At 72.7% G+C, this 15,032-nt stretch carries 12 protein-coding genes; 8 read left to right on the top strand and 4 right to left on the bottom strand.

Annotation, left to right across the window (positions count from 1 at the left end; all coding sequences use genetic code 11):
* Positions 1-14 precede the first annotated feature (14 nt).
* On the top strand, positions 15-1,187 hold the full coding sequence (gene rffA / locus J2S42_RS14780; protein WP_307239539.1) for a dTDP-4-amino-4,6-dideoxygalactose transaminase: 1,173 nt from the start codon (positions 15-17) through the stop codon (positions 1,185-1,187).
* A 609-nt stretch (positions 1,188-1,796) separates the two neighbouring features.
* Here the strand turns inward: rffA and J2S42_RS14775 are convergent.
* Positions 1,797-2,291 (bottom strand): GNAT family N-acetyltransferase, encoded by a 495-nt coding sequence (locus tag J2S42_RS14775; RefSeq protein ID WP_307239537.1) that lies wholly within the window; start codon positions 2,289-2,291, stop codon positions 1,797-1,799.
* Complete coding sequence (locus J2S42_RS14770; protein ID WP_307239535.1) at positions 2,275-3,219, bottom strand: glycosyltransferase; 945 nt, start codon at positions 3,217-3,219, stop codon at positions 2,275-2,277. Before J2S42_RS14770 ends, J2S42_RS14775 begins: the two co-directional genes overlap by 17 nt.
* Before the next feature lie 102 nt (positions 3,220-3,321).
* Between J2S42_RS14770 and J2S42_RS14765 the strand changes: the two genes are divergently transcribed.
* Both J2S42_RS14765 and J2S42_RS14760 read left to right on the top strand, forming a co-directional pair.
* The gene (locus J2S42_RS14765) at positions 3,322-3,690 is read left to right on the top strand and encodes a GtrA family protein (RefSeq protein WP_307239534.1); all 369 of its coding nucleotides are present in this window, start codon (positions 3,322-3,324) and stop codon (positions 3,688-3,690) included.
* Positions 3,687-6,281, top strand: coding sequence for a hypothetical protein (locus J2S42_RS14760; RefSeq protein ID WP_307239532.1), 2,595 nt, complete (start codon positions 3,687-3,689; stop codon positions 6,279-6,281). The genes J2S42_RS14765 and J2S42_RS14760 overlap by 4 nt, the downstream gene beginning before the upstream one ends.
* Positions 6,282-6,619: 338 nt before the next feature.
* On the opposite strand, the gene J2S42_RS14755 is transcribed toward J2S42_RS14760, so the two are convergent.
* Positions 6,620-7,345, bottom strand: a complete 726-nt coding sequence (locus J2S42_RS14755) for a class I SAM-dependent methyltransferase (RefSeq protein ID WP_307239530.1) — start codon at positions 7,343-7,345, stop codon at positions 6,620-6,622.
* On the bottom strand, positions 7,345-8,412 hold the full coding sequence (locus tag J2S42_RS14750; protein WP_307239529.1) for a glucose-1-phosphate thymidylyltransferase: 1,068 nt from the start codon (positions 8,410-8,412) through the stop codon (positions 7,345-7,347). Before J2S42_RS14750 ends, J2S42_RS14755 begins: the two co-directional genes overlap by 1 nt.
* A gap of 147 nt (positions 8,413-8,559) precedes the next feature.
* On the opposite strand from J2S42_RS14750, the gene J2S42_RS14745 reads away from it, so the two are divergent.
* From J2S42_RS14745 to rpmA, 5 genes are all read left to right on the top strand, one after another.
* On the top strand, positions 8,560-9,294 hold the full coding sequence (locus J2S42_RS14745; RefSeq protein ID WP_307239528.1) for a TIGR03936 family radical SAM-associated protein: 735 nt from the start codon (positions 8,560-8,562) through the stop codon (positions 9,292-9,294).
* Between the two features lie 176 nt (positions 9,295-9,470).
* Positions 9,471-13,457 (top strand): Rne/Rng family ribonuclease, encoded by a 3,987-nt coding sequence (locus tag J2S42_RS14740; protein ID WP_307239527.1) that lies wholly within the window; start codon positions 9,471-9,473, stop codon positions 13,455-13,457.
* Positions 13,458-13,596: 139 nt separating this feature from the next.
* On the top strand, positions 13,597-14,166 hold the full coding sequence (locus tag J2S42_RS14735) for a hypothetical protein (RefSeq protein WP_307239526.1): 570 nt from the start codon (positions 13,597-13,599) through the stop codon (positions 14,164-14,166).
* A gap of 189 nt (positions 14,167-14,355) precedes the next feature.
* A complete protein-coding gene (rplU, locus tag J2S42_RS14730; RefSeq protein ID WP_033340082.1) occupies positions 14,356-14,673 on the top strand; it encodes a 50S ribosomal protein L21 in 318 nt (105 codons plus the stop codon).
* 13 nt (positions 14,674-14,686) lie between these two features.
* Entirely contained in the window at positions 14,687-14,944 is a 258-nt protein-coding gene (rpmA, locus tag J2S42_RS14725; protein WP_307239525.1) for a 50S ribosomal protein L27, read from the top strand.
* Positions 14,945-15,032 lie beyond the last annotated feature (88 nt).

The raw sequence follows: 15,032 nt of genomic DNA, 5'->3' as shown, positions 1-15,032 counted from the left end.
TTAATGTCGTTCGGGTGACCGCGACGACGACCACTTTGACCGGAATCCCGTTCAACCGCCCTTACCTGTGCGGCCTGGAACGGGAGTACGTCGGCGAGGCGATCGGGCTCGGCGCGCTCTCCGGTGACGGACCGTTCACCGCGCGCGCGACCGGCCTGCTCGCCCGCCTCGTCGACGCGCCGGAGGCGCTGCTCGCCACCTCCTGCACGCATGCGCTGGAGATGGCCGCGATCCTGCTCGACCTCCGGCCCGGCGACGAAGTGATCATGCCGTCGTTCACGTTCGTCTCCACCGCGAACGCGTTCGCGCTGCGCGGGGCGGTCCCGGTGTTCGCCGACTGCCGGCCGGACACGCTCAATCTGGACGAGCGGCTGATCGAGGACGCGATCACGTCCCGTACCCGGGCGATCGTGGTCGTCCACTACGGCGGCGTGGCCTGCGAGATGTCCGAGATCACCGCGATCGCGGCCCGGCACGGCCTGACCGTGATCGAGGACAACGCGCACGGGCTGGGCGGCAGTTACCACGGGCGGCCGCTCGGCTCGCTCGGCGCGCTGGCCACGCAGAGCTTCCACGTCACCAAGAACGTGCAGTGCGGTGAGGGTGGCGCGCTCATCTTCAACGACCTGAGCTGGTTCTCCCGCGCCGAGATCATCCGGGAGAAGGGCACGAACCGCAGCCAGTTCTTCCGCGGCATGGTGGACAAGTACCGGTGGATCGACGTCGGCTCGTCCTACCTGCCCGCGGACCTGCTGGCCGCGTTCCTCACCGCCCAGCTGGAGGCGTTCGACGACATCCAACGCCGCCGGCACGCGATCTGGTCCGCCTACGACACCCGCCTGGCCACCTGGGCCGCGTCCATCGGCGTCCAGCGGCCGGTCGTGCCGGCCGGCCGTGACCACCCCGCGCACCTCTACCAGCTGCTGATGCGCGACCTCACCGACCGTCAGGAGTTCATCCGGCACCTCGGCCACCGCGGCATCCAGGCCACCTTCCACTACCAGCCGCTGCACGCGGCCCCGGCCGGCCGCCGCTACGGGCGCACCGCACCGGCCGGCTGCCCGGTCACCGACGACATCGCCGACCGCCTGGTCCGGCTGCCTCTCTTCGCCGGCATGACCGCCACCGAACTCGACCAGGTCATCGACGCGGTCACCGCGTACCGCCCGGGAAATCACGAGCTTTAAACCTTTCTTCCCGCTTCCGGCGGGTTCGCTCCGGGCGTGCTCCCGCGGGCACCGGTCGTCGCTGGCGCTCCTCCCTGCACGTTCCGCGGTCGCAAGACCAAACCTTCCGCGCCGCGCGGCCGAACACCCGGCGAATCTTCCGCAGCCCCCTTCCACCGTCGCGATCCGCCGCTGTTTCGCCGGCTGGTCTGCTGCCGTTTCGCCGGATGGTCTGATGTGGCTTTACTGGGCGATATCGTGCCGATTTCGATCGCCGCTCTCCGGCTGCGGTCGACGAGGCGCGGTCGAGCGCCGCGCGCCCGATATTTCGTCTTGTTCGCGGCATTCGCACGCAGGCACGAGCGGAACTGGATGATCGCGATGGTCCGGTGCGGGCTGTGGCGGAGCTCGGCCCGGAACTTCCATTCTCGCTACCCGCAGGAATTTGGCGCACGCGGCTCACAATCATTCGTGTGACGTTGATGAACGATGATCGCCTTGGCTGGTGGAATGCGTTCGAAAACGCTCAATGACAATTCCGGTGAGTGTCGGGAAATGGTGACGTCGGCTGGGTGTCGGAAGATGAGATTCCGGGCGCGGAGCGCCCGCCAGCCGGCCCGCTGAGGCGGGTCAGGCGTGCAGTTCGAGCCAGAGGACGTCGGTCGGCGTACCGTCGATGTCGGTTCTGTAGTGGCGGGACGGTACCTCGACGAAACCGTTGCGGCGGTGCAGCGTGAGGACCGGCCGGTTCGTGGCCAGCGTGCGGGCGCCGAGGACGGCCAGCCCCAGGTCGTCCAGCGCGTAGCGGATGGCGGCCTGCTCCAGGCCGATCCAGGCGCCGAAGAGCGCGTTGCGCGGCCGCAGGCCGTCCAGGTCGAGGAAGAAGCCCCACTCCGCGGTACGCGCGAGCGGGTCGTGGTCCTGGAACGTGACCGCGCCGGCCGGTGTCCCCTCGTGCTCGTAGATCAGCACGCGCCGCGCCGGGTCCGCGGCGACCCGGGACCACCAGGTGCGATGGCCCTCCGGCGTGATCACGTCGCGGAACAGGAACTGTGCGCGGACCTCGGGGTGGTTGCGCCAGCGGCGCACCGGCTCCAGATCGTGCGGCTCAGCGGGACGGAGCATGGACCGGGCCCTCCACCTGCTCGCGGATCACGTAACCGGGCCGGCCGCTGCCGGTGGTGTGGATGCGGCCGATGTACTCGCCGAGGACGCCGACCGCGATCATCAGGGCGGACGAGGAGAACGCGACCATCGACGCGATCGTGGTGAAGCCGGCGATCCTGGTCTCGCCGCTCGCGTGCGCCCAGATCAGCCGCACGACCAGGGCGAAGCCGCCGAGCCCGGCGAGGAAACCGGCGTACGTCACCAGGCGCAGCGGCGCGGTGGAGTAGCCGAACGTCATGTCCGCGGCGTGCCGCAGCAGCCGGCCGAGCGTGTAGCCGGACCGGCCGGCCGCGCGCGGCGAGATCCGCACCGGGACGCCGGTCACCCGGGTGGTGCCCCAGGACAGGCCCACGTCGATCGCGGTGCCCGGGCCGTGCACGCCGTCCAGACCCCGCACCAGGAATGCCCGGAACGCGCGGAACGCGCCGACCAGCCGCGCGTTGCGCACCCCTATCGCACCGGCCAGCCCGGCCTTGACCAGGCGGGATGCGGCGTTGCGCAGCAAGCCGTGCTCCTCGGTCTCGGGCAGGCCGTAGACCAGGTCCACGTCGTCGGTCAGCGCGGCCAGCAGCCGCGGAATCTCGGCCGGCGGGTGCTGCAGGTCGTCGTCCATGGTCACGATCACCTCGTGCCGGGCCGCGCGCAGCCCGGCCAGCAGCGCGGCGTGCTGGCCGGCGTTGCGGGCCAGCCGGATCGCGCGCACCTCCGGGTGTGCCACGGCCAGCGCGGACGCGGTCGACCAGGTCTCGATGCCGCCGTCGTCGTCCACGACGAGCACCACCTCATGGCCGGCGAGAGGGCCGGTCAGCACGTCGCTGAGCTGCGACACCAGGGCCGGGAGCGTGTCCGCCGAGCGGTAACAGGGCACGACGACCGAGATCCGCATCCGCACCTTCCCACCTGGCCACCGACTTCCCCGGTGGATCGTTGAACACGCGTGACTTGCACCGCGCACGCGACCGGCCGGCGGAGGCGATCGCTCCGCCCCTTGCTCAACGACCGACGCGCTCACTACGTTCTCGCCGGGGCATTGGGCGCGGGCGTCTACTACGGGCTCTTCTCCGGTGGCTGGCTGATCTTTCAGGCCGGCTACCTGCTGCTGGCGGTGCTCGCGAACGCGGCGACCGCGGTGCTCACCTACCCGGTCTACCGCCGGATCTTCGGCGGGACCGGCTCCTGGGCGGCCGGTCTGGTCCGGTTCTACCTGGTCTCGCTGGGCAGCCTGGCGTGCACGCTGGTGGGGCTGCCGCTGCTGGTCGAGTCGGCCGGCCTGCCGGTGCTGCCGGCCCAGGCGCTGATCATCGTGGTCGCCCCGATGATCACGTATCAGCTGCATCGCGGCTGGTCGTTCCGGTGACCGCCACGCTTACCCGCACTGAGCCGGCCGGGCCGGTCACCCCGCCGCCGGTCCCCGGCCGGTTCGCCCGCGGTGCCGGTTTCCTGGTGCGCTTCCTGCCCGCCGTGGTCACGGCCGTCATCACGATCATGGTCCTTCGCTGGTACGGCGTGAGCACGCGGGACATCGCCGCGTTCGCCGGATACCTGCTGCTGGCCGTGCTGCTGCCCGGCACCCTGGTCTGGCGCGCGCTGCGCCGCGGCCCGGGCGCGCTGCCGTCCGACGTGGCCGGTGGCGCCGCGATCGGCTACTCCCTGGAGATCATCGGGTACGTGGCCGCGCGCTGGGCCGGTCAGCCGCGGCTCGCGCCCGCGCTGCCGCTCGCGATCCTGGCCGCGTTCCTGCTGATCAAGCCGCTGCGTCGGTTCTGGCGCGGTTCGGGTGCACCGGTGCCGCGCCGCTGGGCGTGGGGCGTCGCGGTGGTCTGCCTGCTGGTGCTCGGCTGGACCGCCGCGAAGTTCTTCCGGTCGCACGGGCTGTCCTGGCCGACGTCCGGCTCGCCGTACGTGGACATGCCGTTCCACCTCGCGCTCGCCGGTGAGCTGAAGAACCACGCGCCGCCGCAGATCCCGTACGTGATCGGCGAGCCGCTGCACTATCACTGGTTCGTCTACGCGGACCTGGCCGCGACCAGCTGGGCGACCGGCATCGAGCTCCAGGTCCTGCTGCTGCGGCTGAGCCTGCTGCCGATGGCGCTGATCTTCGTGATCGGCACCGCGGTGCTCGCCACCAAGCTGGCCGGTGAGTTCCGCACCGCCGTGCCGTGGTGGACCGGCCCGCTCGCGGCACTGCTGCCGCTGGTCGGGGCGCCGGTCAACCCGTACCAGGGGGTGCTCGCGTCGGTGCCGCAGGGCTCGATCCTGGACGCGCTCTGGCTCAGCCCGACCCAGACGTTCGGCGCGATGCTGGCGGTCGCGGCCGTGCTGCTGCTGATCGAGCTGCTCCGTGACGCCGGTGGCGCCGGCCGGTGGGTGATGCTGATCCTGCTGCTCGTGGTGATCACCGGTGCCAAGGCGACGTACCAGCCGCTGCTGCTGGCCGGGCTGGTGCTGGCCGTGACCGTGCGCTGGATCGGCGAGTTCCGGCCGCCCTGGGCCGCGCTCGCGGCGACCGGGCTGACCGCGGTCACGCTGATCTTCGCGCAGCTCGTCCTCTTCTCCGACTCGGCCGGTGGGCTCAGCGTCAAGCCGCTCTCCACCGCACTGAACTCCGCGCTCGGACACATCGCCGGCACCGCCACGTTCCCGCCCGGCACCGAGGGCGGGCCGCCGGCGCCGATCCGGTACTCCGCGATGGACGGTGTGCCGTTCGGCGGTCAGGACGTGGACCCGGCCGCGCTCGCGCCGATCGGCGTCACCGCCGCGACCGGCGGCACCGCGGTCGAGGGCGCGGCCGCGACCGCGCCCGGCGTGGTCGGTGACGGGCTGGCGCAGCTCGGCCTGGAACGCGTCGCGGAGCTGGGCTGGTGGCCCGCGTTCGCGCTGGCCACACTGGTGCTGCTGCTCTGGATGAGCATGGTCGGCGGTGCCTGGGCGATGCTGCTGCGCCCGCGCCGGCTGGTCGACCCGGGCGTGCTCATCTGCCTGGGCATCGTCGCGGCCGGGTTCGGTGCCGCGCTCACGTTCGAGCATCCGGGCGCGAGCCAGCTGTACTTCGTGAACTCGGCGCGGCCGTACCTCGCCGCGCTCGCGGTCGCCGGACTGTCCGTGGCGACGGCGCAGCGCCGTACCGTCGGTGGCTGGTTCCTGGGCCTGTTCTCGCTGGCGGCCGGCGCGTGCGCGGTCTGGGCCGGGCACGATCTGATCGGCGAGCCGCGCGACAACCAGGGCTTCGGGTCGGTGCTCGCGCCGCTGGCCGTGCTGGCCGGTGCCGGGCTCGCGGTCTGGCTGCTGGTCTGGGGCTTCGCCCGGCTGCGCCGCCGGGTGCGTCCGGCGCGGCGGGCCTGGTTCGCGGTCTGGCTGGCGATGCTCGGCATGGTCGCGCCGGGCGCGGTCGCCGGGTACGCCTCGCCGATCATGGCGGCGGTCCGGGACGGCTGGCGGGACGTCCCGATGGACGCGGAACCGGCCGAGGTGCGGCCCGCGATCCCGGAGGGCGCGGTGGAGGCCGGGCGCTGGCTGCGCGACCACTCCACGCCCGGCGATCTGGTCGCGACGAACGCGCACTGCCGCACGCTGCGCCAGTGGGTCTGCGACAACCGCAACTTCTGGGTGTCGGCCTACACGGAACGCCGCGTCCTGGTCTCCGGCTGGGGATACACCGTGACCGCGCACGCCGAGGCGGCCCGCACCGGCACGGTCGTCAACCGGGTCGAGTTCTGGGACCGTACGCTGCTCAAGCTGAACGACGCCGCGTTCCAGATGCCGTCCGCGGTCAGCGTCGGCCGGCTCGCGGCCGACCACCGGGTGCGCTGGTTCCTGGTCGACCGCCGCACCAGCACGCCACCACCGGAACTCGCGCGCTACGCGATCCACCGTTTCACGGCCGGCGCCTGCGACGTCTACGAGCTGCCCGAGTCCGCCGCCAACTACCGCGTCACCTCGGCGGACTGATCCGCTCCCGGCCAGCCGATGCCCGCCGCGATGCCCGCCCGCACCGGCACAGGCGGAAATATCCGGCGCGGGCGCCCGGTCCGCCGTGCCCGGTGCCCGCTGGCGCCGTCATGGGGCGAGGTATCGGGCGCGGGTTCGCGGTGCCGATGCCCGTCCGCGTCGTCATAGCCGAGATAGCCGGACGCGGCGCCCGGTCGGCCGTGCCACGCCGGGCGCCGCCGCCCCGCGGCGGGCCTGTGGTCTTGCCACGGCGAAACATGCAGGGAGGAGCGCCAGCGACGACCGGTGCCCGCGGGAGCATGCGGACGGCACCCCGCCGGAAGCGGGAAAATCGGTTTCTACAGGGGTTTGTGTGCTCGCAGGAAGAGCGATACACCGGGGAGGCGGCCGACCGGGAGGCCACGTTCGAGCCGGACGATGCCGCCGAGCAGCGCGTTGAGCAGCGGATGGACGGCCGTCACATCGTGCCGCAGGGCCGATTCCGGCTGCCGCGTGGTGGCGGTGCGGCGCAGCGCGACGGCCGGGCGGAGCAGCACGTTCCAGCTCCAGAGCGCGTCGACGCGCAGGCCCGCGCCGCTGATCAGCGCGGTCAGGCCGGCCCGGTCATAGCGCCGGACATGTCCGCTGAGTTCGTCGAAGACTGACCATAACCGCATATCAGCCGGTACGGCGATGAGCGCGCTGCCGCCCGGACGCAGCACGCGGTGGATCTCGGCGGCTGCGCGCGCGTCCTCCTCGATGTGCTCCAGCACGTCGAACGCGACCAACAGGTCCCGGGTCGCCGATTCGAGCGGCAGGTCGCGCGCGTCCGCCTGGATCGCGTCGAGGCCGCGGGCCCGCGCGATCTCCACGCCCTCCGGCAGGAATTCGGTGGCCAGCACCTGATAGCCGAAGTCGCGCATGACCAGGCAGTTCCCGCCACCGGCCGCGCCGATCTCGACGGCCTCCCGGCCGGGGTGGGCATGCAGCCGCCGCAATTCCCGGGCGAGGAGAGCGCGGCGCTCGCGGTACCACCAGTGCCGGTCCTCGACCGCGGTGGTGTCCCGGATGTCGGCGCCGCGCATCAGGCCCGCAGCCGGACGGTGCTGTGATCGCCGACGATCAGCTGGTGTGCCGCGGGCGTGCGCGGCGCGGGCAGCACCCGGGCGTCCCGGCCGATGATCGACTCACCGATCCGGGAGACGCCACGGATCGAGGCGTTGTCGAAGACGATCGAGTACTCGATCTCCGCGTCCTCCAGCATGCAGTTGTCCGCGATCGAGGTGAACGGGCCCACGTACGAGCGGACGATCTTGGTGCCGGTGCCGATCACGATGGGCCCGCGCAGCACCGAGTCCTCGACCACGGCGCCGGCCTCCAGCACCACCCGCCCGATGATCTCGGTGCGGCCGTCGACCGTGCCGTCCAGCCGCGGCTCCGCCGACTCCAGCACCATCCGGTTGCACTCGAGGATGTCCCGCGCCCGCCCGGTGTCCTTCCAGTAGCCGCTGACCAGGTGCGAATGCACCCGGTGGCCGTGTGCGATCAGCCACTGCACCGCGTCGGTGATCTCCAGCTCGCCGCGCGCGGACGGACCGATCTCCCGGACCGCCCGGTGGATCGCGGGACTGAACAGGTAGACGCCGACGATCGCCAGGTCGCTCTCCGGCTCGGCCGGCTTCTCGGTCAGCCCGACGATCTCACCGCTGCGGCCGAGCGTGGCCACGCCGTACGAACGCGGGTCGTCCACGGCCGCGAGCAGGATCTGCGCCTCGTAGTCGCCGGCCCGGAACGACGAGACCAGCTCCTGAACGCCACCGAGCAGGAAGTTGTCGCCGAGGTACATGACGAAGTCGTCGTCGCCGAGGAAGTCGCGCGCGATCAGCACGCAGTGAGCCAGCCCGCGCGGCGCGTCCTGGGGGATGTAGGTGATCTGCAACCCGAACCGGGACCCGTCGCCCAGCGCGGCACGAACCTCCGCGCCGGTCTCCCCGGTGATCACCCCGACCTCGGTGATGCCCGCCTCGCGCATCGCCTCCAGGCCGTAGAAGATCACCGGCTTGTTCGCGACCGGGAACAACTGCTTCGCGGAGGTGTGCGTGAGCGGCCGCAGCCGGGTACCCCGCCCACCGGCCAGCATCAGAGCCTTCATGTCCGGTGTAACGGCCTGCGTAGGCGAATGGCGACGGCGAGTCGCATCGGCGCGACGGTTACGGGAAGATGGGCGGGACCCACCAGAGGACAAAGGAGCACCACGATTCCTCCGAAGCCACAGCCAGAGGGGGGCCAGGCGCCCGTTGTGCAGCGGATTCGCCTCCGCTATGCCAAGCGCGGCCCGCTCCGGTTCACCTCGCACCGGGACTTCGCGCGCGCGTTCGAGCGGGCTCTGCGCCGCGCGGGCATCCCCATCGCGTTCTCCCAGGGATTCACCCCCCACCCCAAGATCTCGTACGCGTCCGCGGCGCCGACCGGCGTGGCCAGCGAGGCGGAGTACCTGGAGATCGGCCTGCAGACCCGCACCGACCCGGAGACGGTCCGCGCCGCGCTGGACGCCGCGCTCTCACCCGGGCTGGACGTGCTGGAGGCGGTCGAGGCCGGCCCCGGCAGCCTGGCCGACCGGATCGACGCGTCGCACTGGCGGATCGAGCTGCCCGGGATCACGCCGGAGACGCTCGGCCGCGCGGTCGCCGCGTTCCGCGACGCGCCGGACGTGAGTGTCGAACGCCTCACCAAGCAGGGGCGGCGCCAGCTCGACGCACGTACGCCGGTCACCCGCATCGAGGTCAAATCGGAGGGGGACGCACCTTCCGGGGTCGGGGCCGCACCGTGTGCGATACTGGACCTTGTCGTGCGGCAGGTCACCCCGTCCGTGCGACCCGATGACGTCCTGTCCGGCCTCCGCGTGGTGGCCGACCTGGAGCCGCCGGTGCCGCCGAGGGCGACACGGCTGGCGCAGGGCACGCTGACCGCGCAGGGGGAGATCGTCGACCCGCTGGCAGCGGACCGCGACGGGGCAACCATCGGTGGGAGCTGACCGGGTTTTCCGGCCAGCACTCGTCGGCAGACTTCGGTATTTCGCGCTTCTCGGTCTTCCCGGCCATCACTGACGGCGGCGGGACGGCCGCGCGGCGCGTCACCGGAACACCTTTGCGGCGACCCTGCGTGGCAGCGCTCACCCGCGCCCGGGGCCGCCAGAACTGGAGAACGCCCATGCTCGACCACGAGCCAGAGGGCGGTGAGCGGACCGGTTCCACGCCGGCCGAGAACACCGTCGACAGCACTACCCCGGACGCTGCGGCACACGGGGACATCTCGGGAGATCAGGGGCCGGACCGTCCGGTCCCGGTGGATTCCCCGGCTCCGTCCGCTCCCGGCGCCGCCGCTGACGTGCTCGGCGAGACGACGCCGGTGCAGGCGGTGCCCTCGACCGACTCGGTGGACGACGTCCCCACCGCGGTGGACGACATCGCCGCCGCGGACGACGAGATCGCTCCGGCGGTCGAGGAGTCGGTGCCGGTCGGGACGTTCGACACCCCGGCGCGGGAGTCCGGCGAGACGGGGCCGGTGAGCGAGGGCGTGCCGGTCGACGCCGGTCCGGCGCCGATCGAGGCGGCTCCCGCCGGCGGTGGCGAGTCCACGGAGCCTGCGGTGCACGCGGAGCCTGCGGCGGCGGATGTGGCCGTGGCGAGCGCTGCCGCTGGTGCGCCGGTCGCGCCTGCTGCCTCGGCTGAGCCGGGTGCCGGCGTGACCGATGCCGCGGCCGGCGATGTTCCGGCTGCTGGTGCCACCGCTGAGCCGGGTGCCGCCGTGGAACTCGACGCCACCGCGGAACTCGGCGTCAACGCGGTCGGCGGTTCCGGCGCGGGCGCCGGTGCGGTCGCCGCGCAGAACGATGCCGACGCTGACGCGACCGAGACTGCCGCTGATTCAGGCGCTGCCGGCATTTCGGCTGTTTCGCCTGCTCAGTACGATGCCGCGGCCGACGGCGCGGACGTGGTCGGTAACGCGGACCTGGCCGGCGACGCGGCGGACCCGGCTGCCGGCGCGAATGCGATCGGCGACACGGACACGGCGGCCGGCGGGATCGTGGCCGGTGACGCGGAGCCGGCCGGCGGCGCGGACGCGGCCGAGGTACCGGTGCTGCCGGTCAAGGCCGCACGCACGCGTACCCGGACCCGCAAGGCCGCCGCGCCTGCCGCAGAGGGTGAGACCGCGGAGGACGCGCCCGCCGCGCCCGTGCGCCGCACCCGGAGCCGCAAGGCCGCCGCACCGGCGCTCGCCGCCGAACCGGCCGCGGAGTCGCCGGCCGCGACGTCTGCCGACGCGGCGGTCGGAGCGGAGTCGCACCCCGAGACGCAGGCCGGCGTCAACCCGGAGATCAGCCCGGTGCCGATCGCGCTGGAGGGCGACCAGGCCCCGGCCGCGCCGGTCAAGGCGACCCGCACACGTACCCGTACCCGCAAGACCGCGGCCCCGGCCGCGGAGAGCGCTCCGCAGGAGCAGCTGCCGATCGTGGTGGTCCCGCTGGACGACCAGCTCGAGGACGAGTCCGGCGCCGCGACCCCGGTCGCCGCGCCGGTCGAGCCGGCCGAGGACGAGCCGCGCACCCGGCGCCGCCGCGCCGCGATGCCGCCGCCGGTGCTGTTCATGGCGCCCGAGCCGGAGCCGGTCGTGCCGGTCACCCGCCGCGCCGAGCCGCCGGCCGCCGCGCTGGTCGCACCGGCCGAGGCCGTGTCCGTGCCGGAGCCGGTCGCCGCGGACGAGGAGCCGGAGCCGATCGAGACCGGCCGTCGCCGTCGCCGCCGCCGTGGTGCGGCCGCCGACCTGGTGGAGCCGGACGAGGACGAGACCGCCGAGGTCCGCGGCCGGGGTACCGACGCTGCGCTGGAGGAGCCGGACGAGAGCGCGGACGACGTCGAGGACGATCTGGACGGGGAGTCGGACGACGACGAGGCCGCCGGCCGCCGTCGCCGCCGCCGTGGCCGCCGTGGCCGTGGCCGCGGCCGCGGCACCTCGGACGACGAGGCCGGCGACGACGACCAGCCGGAGTCCGAGGCCGACGCGCCCGCCGCCGAGTCCGAGGACGACGAGGAGGAGGACGGCGGCGAGCCGATGACCCGCCGTCGCCGCCGTCGCCGCCGCAAGGGCTCCGGCGACGCGGACGAGGCCGAAGAGGCCGGCGTCCACACGGTGGTGCGCATCCGTGAGCCGCGCGCCGTCGCCGACGAGGTGCAGGGCGTGTCCGGCTCGACCCGGCTGGAGGCGAAGCGCCAGCGCCGCCGGGACGGCCGTGAGCAGCGCCGGACCCGCCCGCCGATCCTGTCCGAGTCGGAGTTCCTGGCCCGCCGCGAGGCCGTCGACCGCACGATGGTGGTCCGGCAGACCAGCGACCGTACGCAGATCGCGGTGCTGGAGGACGGCATCCTGGTCGAGCACTACGTCAGCCGCGGTTCCTCCGGGACCATGGCCGGCAACGTGTACCTCGGCAAGGTGCAGAACGTGCTGCCCAGCATGGAGGCGGCGTTCGTGGACATCGGGCGCGGCCGCAACGCCGTGCTCTACGCCGGCGAGGTCAACTGGGACGCGACCGGCCTGGAGGGGCGTGCCCGCTCGATCGAGCAGGCGCTGCGCTCCGGCGACTCCGTGCTGGTGCAGGTGACCAAGGACCCGATCGGGCACAAGGGCGCGCGGCTGACCAGCCACATCGCGCTCTCCGGCCGGCACCTGGTCTACGTGCCGCACGGCAACGCGTCCGGCATCAGCCGGAAGCTGCCGGACAACGAGCGCAAGCGGCTCCGCGACGTGCTGAAGAAGCTGGTCCCGGACGGCGCCGGCGTGATCGTGCGGACCGCGGCCGAGGGCGCCAGCGAGGACGAGCTGGCCCGCGACGTCAAGCGGCTGCAGGCGCAGTGGGAGGACATCCAGGCCCGGGCCGCCGAGGGCGGCGCACCGGTCGCGCTCTACGAGGAGCCGGACCTGCTGGTACGGGTGGTCCGTGACCTCTTCAACGAGGACTTCCGCGAGGTCCTGGTGCAGGGCGAGGACGCCTACCACATGGTGGAGGACTACCTCACGCACGTCTCCCCGGACCTGGTCGACCGGCTGCACCGCTACACCGGCGTCGGCGACATCTTCGCGGAGAAGCGGATCGACGAGCAGATCCTCAAGGGCCTGGACCGCAAGGTCTTCCTCCCGTCCGGCGGTCACCTGGTGATCGACCGGACCGAGGCGATGACCGTGGTCGACGTCAACACCGGTAAGTACACCGGCGCGGGCGGCAACCTGGAGGAGACCGTCACCCGGAACAACCTGGAGGCGGCCGAGGAGATCGTGCGCCAGCTGCGGCTGCGCGACCTCGGCGGCATCGTGGTCATCGACTTCATCGACATGGTGCTGGAGAGCAACCGCGAGCTGGTGCTGCGCCGGCTGACCGAGTGCCTGGGCCGGGACCGGACCAAGCACCAGGTCACCGAGATCACCTCGCTCGGCCTGGTGCAGATGACACGCAAGCGGATCGGCGCGGGCCTGCTGGAGGCGTTCAGCGAGACCTGTGACCACTGCAAGGGCCGCGGCCTGGTCATCCACACCGAGCCGGTCGGCGACAAGCGTAACGGCAACGGTAACGGTCACGGCGCGGGCGACCGGGTGAAGTCGGTGGCTTCCGGCATCGTCCCGTCGCCGGTCCGCACGGAGCGCAGTGAGCGTCCGGAGCGCGGCGACCGTCCGGAGCGCGGTGACCGTGCCGAGGGGTCCGGCCGCCGTCGCGGACGGAAGGCCGCCGAGCTGGTGGTGGCCGAGTCGGCGACCGCGCAGGCCGTGCTGGCCGAGCCGGAGCCGGCGCCGGTGATCGAGCCGGAGGCCGGCCCGCAGCCGCAGGTGGAGCCGCCGGTCGCGCCGGTCGTCCCGCCGGTGACCGGTGGCGTGTCGGGCATCCTCCAGCAGGTGGCCCCGGCGCCGTCGCTGTCCGCGTACGAGGCCGCGAGCTACGACGACACCATGGGTTACGACCTCTCCCGGTACGAGAACACCGGCTACGACGAGGACGCCGAGACCGACGACGACGGCGAGCCGGTCCGGCTGGCCGGTGCGGAGGACCCGGACGCGCTCGGCGACGACGAGGACGCCGATGACGCCGAGGGCGGCAGCGGTGGCCGTCGCCGGACCCGGCGTGGCACCCGCCGCCGTACCCGTCCCTGATCGGGCCTGCTGATCGGCCGAAGGCGCTCCTCCAGCACCGGGGGAGCGCCTTCGGCCGTTCCGGGAGCGACGCGAGCGGCGCGCGTCGGTTCGGGTTAGTGTCGACGGCGGTCGACGGCCCCAACCCAGGAGCACCCACATGACCCGCCCCCGGTCCCTCTCCCGTTCTGCCAGCGCGGCGTTCGCGCTGGCTGCCGCGCTGCTGTTCACCGCCGCGTGTTCGTCCGGCGAGGAGGAGCCGGCGGGCCCGGCGCCGTCCACGGCCGCGTCCGCGTCCGGTCCCGCCGCCACTGGTCCGGCCGCCACCGGTCCGGCCGCCACCGCGCCCGCGACCGGCGCGGCGTCCGGCACCGTGTCGATCCCGCAGGGCACCGGCCCGGCCGGCGGCAACGCGCAGCAGGTCTGCGACACGGTGACCAAGGACAGCTCGGCCGCCGTGATGGAGTACGTCGGGCAGCTCTCCAAACTCGCCCAGGCCGGTCCGGACACGGCGGAGGGCAAGGCCGCGCAGGCTGCGGCGGAGAAGGCGCTGGACGGCTGGGAGGCGTCGCTGCGTACCCAGGCCGGTGCGGCCACGGACGCCCGGCTCAAGGCGGTGCTGACGAACATGGCGGCCCAGGTGAGCACGATGACCGCGGATCTGAACGCGATCGGCGGCGGCCAGGTGGAGCAGTTGCAGGCCATGCTCGACGAGCTCTGCGGCAGCTGACGCACCCGAGTTGGGAGGTCAGGGGGTCATGGCGTACGCTTGCCTTTGGCGCACCTTCGTGCGCCGCGTTCGCGTGCGCCATCTGGAGTTCATCTCCCGGAGAGGCTCGGCGCGAGCACCGAACCATCCGCCAGCGGTTGCGTGGTGACACTTGCGCGCCGCTTGTCAACGACAGGGAGTCCGCGTCTCATGTACGCGATCGTCAAGACCGGCGGCAAGCAGTACAAGGTCGCCGAGGGCGACGTGATCGAGGTCGAGAAGCTCGTGGGTGAGCCCGGCGACGCGGTGAAGCTCGCGGCGCTGCTCCTCGTTGACGGCGATGACCTGGTGACCGACGCGGCGCAGCTTGCCAAGGTCTCGGTGTCCGGCGAGATCGCCGAGCACACCAAGGGCCCGAAGATCCGGATCCACAAGTTCAAGAACAAGACCGGCTACCACAAGCGCCAGGGGCACCGTCAGCCGCTGACGAAGATCAAGGTGACCGGCATCTCCAGCGGCAAGAAGTAGGGGCGGCTAGCTCATGGCTCACAAAAAGGGTGCTTCCAGCTCGCGCAACGGTCGCGACTCCGCAGCTCAGCGGCTGGGTGTCAAGCGCTTCGGTGGTCAGGTCGTGAAGGCCGGCGAGATCCTGGTCCGCCAGCGCGGCACCAAGTTCCACCCGGGTGACCTGGTCGGCCGTGGCGGCGACGACACGCTGTTCGCGCTGGCCCACGGCTCGGTCCAGTTCGGCAACGCGCGTGGCCGCAAGACGGTCAGCATCGTGCCGGTCGAGGCCTGATCCTCGGTCTTTCGAAGCGGGCTGGGGCTGTGTGCCCCGGCCCGCTTTTTATTTGCCCACAAACCGGAATTATTCGGCGTCGTGCACT

The sequence above is a fragment of the Catenuloplanes indicus genome (assembly GCF_030813715.1).
GTDB classification, from domain to species: Bacteria; Actinomycetota; Actinomycetes; order Mycobacteriales; family Micromonosporaceae; genus Catenuloplanes; species Catenuloplanes indicus.
This window is presented reverse-complemented; position numbering and strand designations above follow the sequence as displayed.

Coding starts and splice junctions, on each gene's coding strand:
- J2S42_RS14775 (WP_307239537.1), bottom strand. CDS start 2,291: ATGCTCCGTCCCGCTGAGCCGCACGATCTGGAGCCGGTGCGCCGCTGG.
- J2S42_RS14770 (WP_307239535.1), bottom strand. CDS start 3,219: ATGCGGATCTCGGTCGTCGTGCCCTGTTACCGCTCGGCGGACACGCTC.
- J2S42_RS14755 (WP_307239530.1), bottom strand. CDS start 7,345: ATGCGCGGCGCCGACATCCGGGACACCACCGCGGTCGAGGACCGGCAC.
- J2S42_RS14750 (WP_307239529.1), bottom strand. CDS start 8,412: ATGAAGGCTCTGATGCTGGCCGGTGGGCGGGGTACCCGGCTGCGGCCG.
- J2S42_RS14740 (WP_307239527.1), top strand. CDS start 9,471: ATGCTCGACCACGAGCCAGAGGGCGGTGAGCGGACCGGTTCCACGCCG.
- J2S42_RS14735 (WP_307239526.1), top strand. CDS start 13,597: ATGACCCGCCCCCGGTCCCTCTCCCGTTCTGCCAGCGCGGCGTTCGCG.
- rplU (WP_033340082.1), top strand. CDS start 14,356: ATGTACGCGATCGTCAAGACCGGCGGCAAGCAGTACAAGGTCGCCGAG.
- rpmA (WP_307239525.1), top strand. CDS start 14,687: ATGGCTCACAAAAAGGGTGCTTCCAGCTCGCGCAACGGTCGCGACTCC.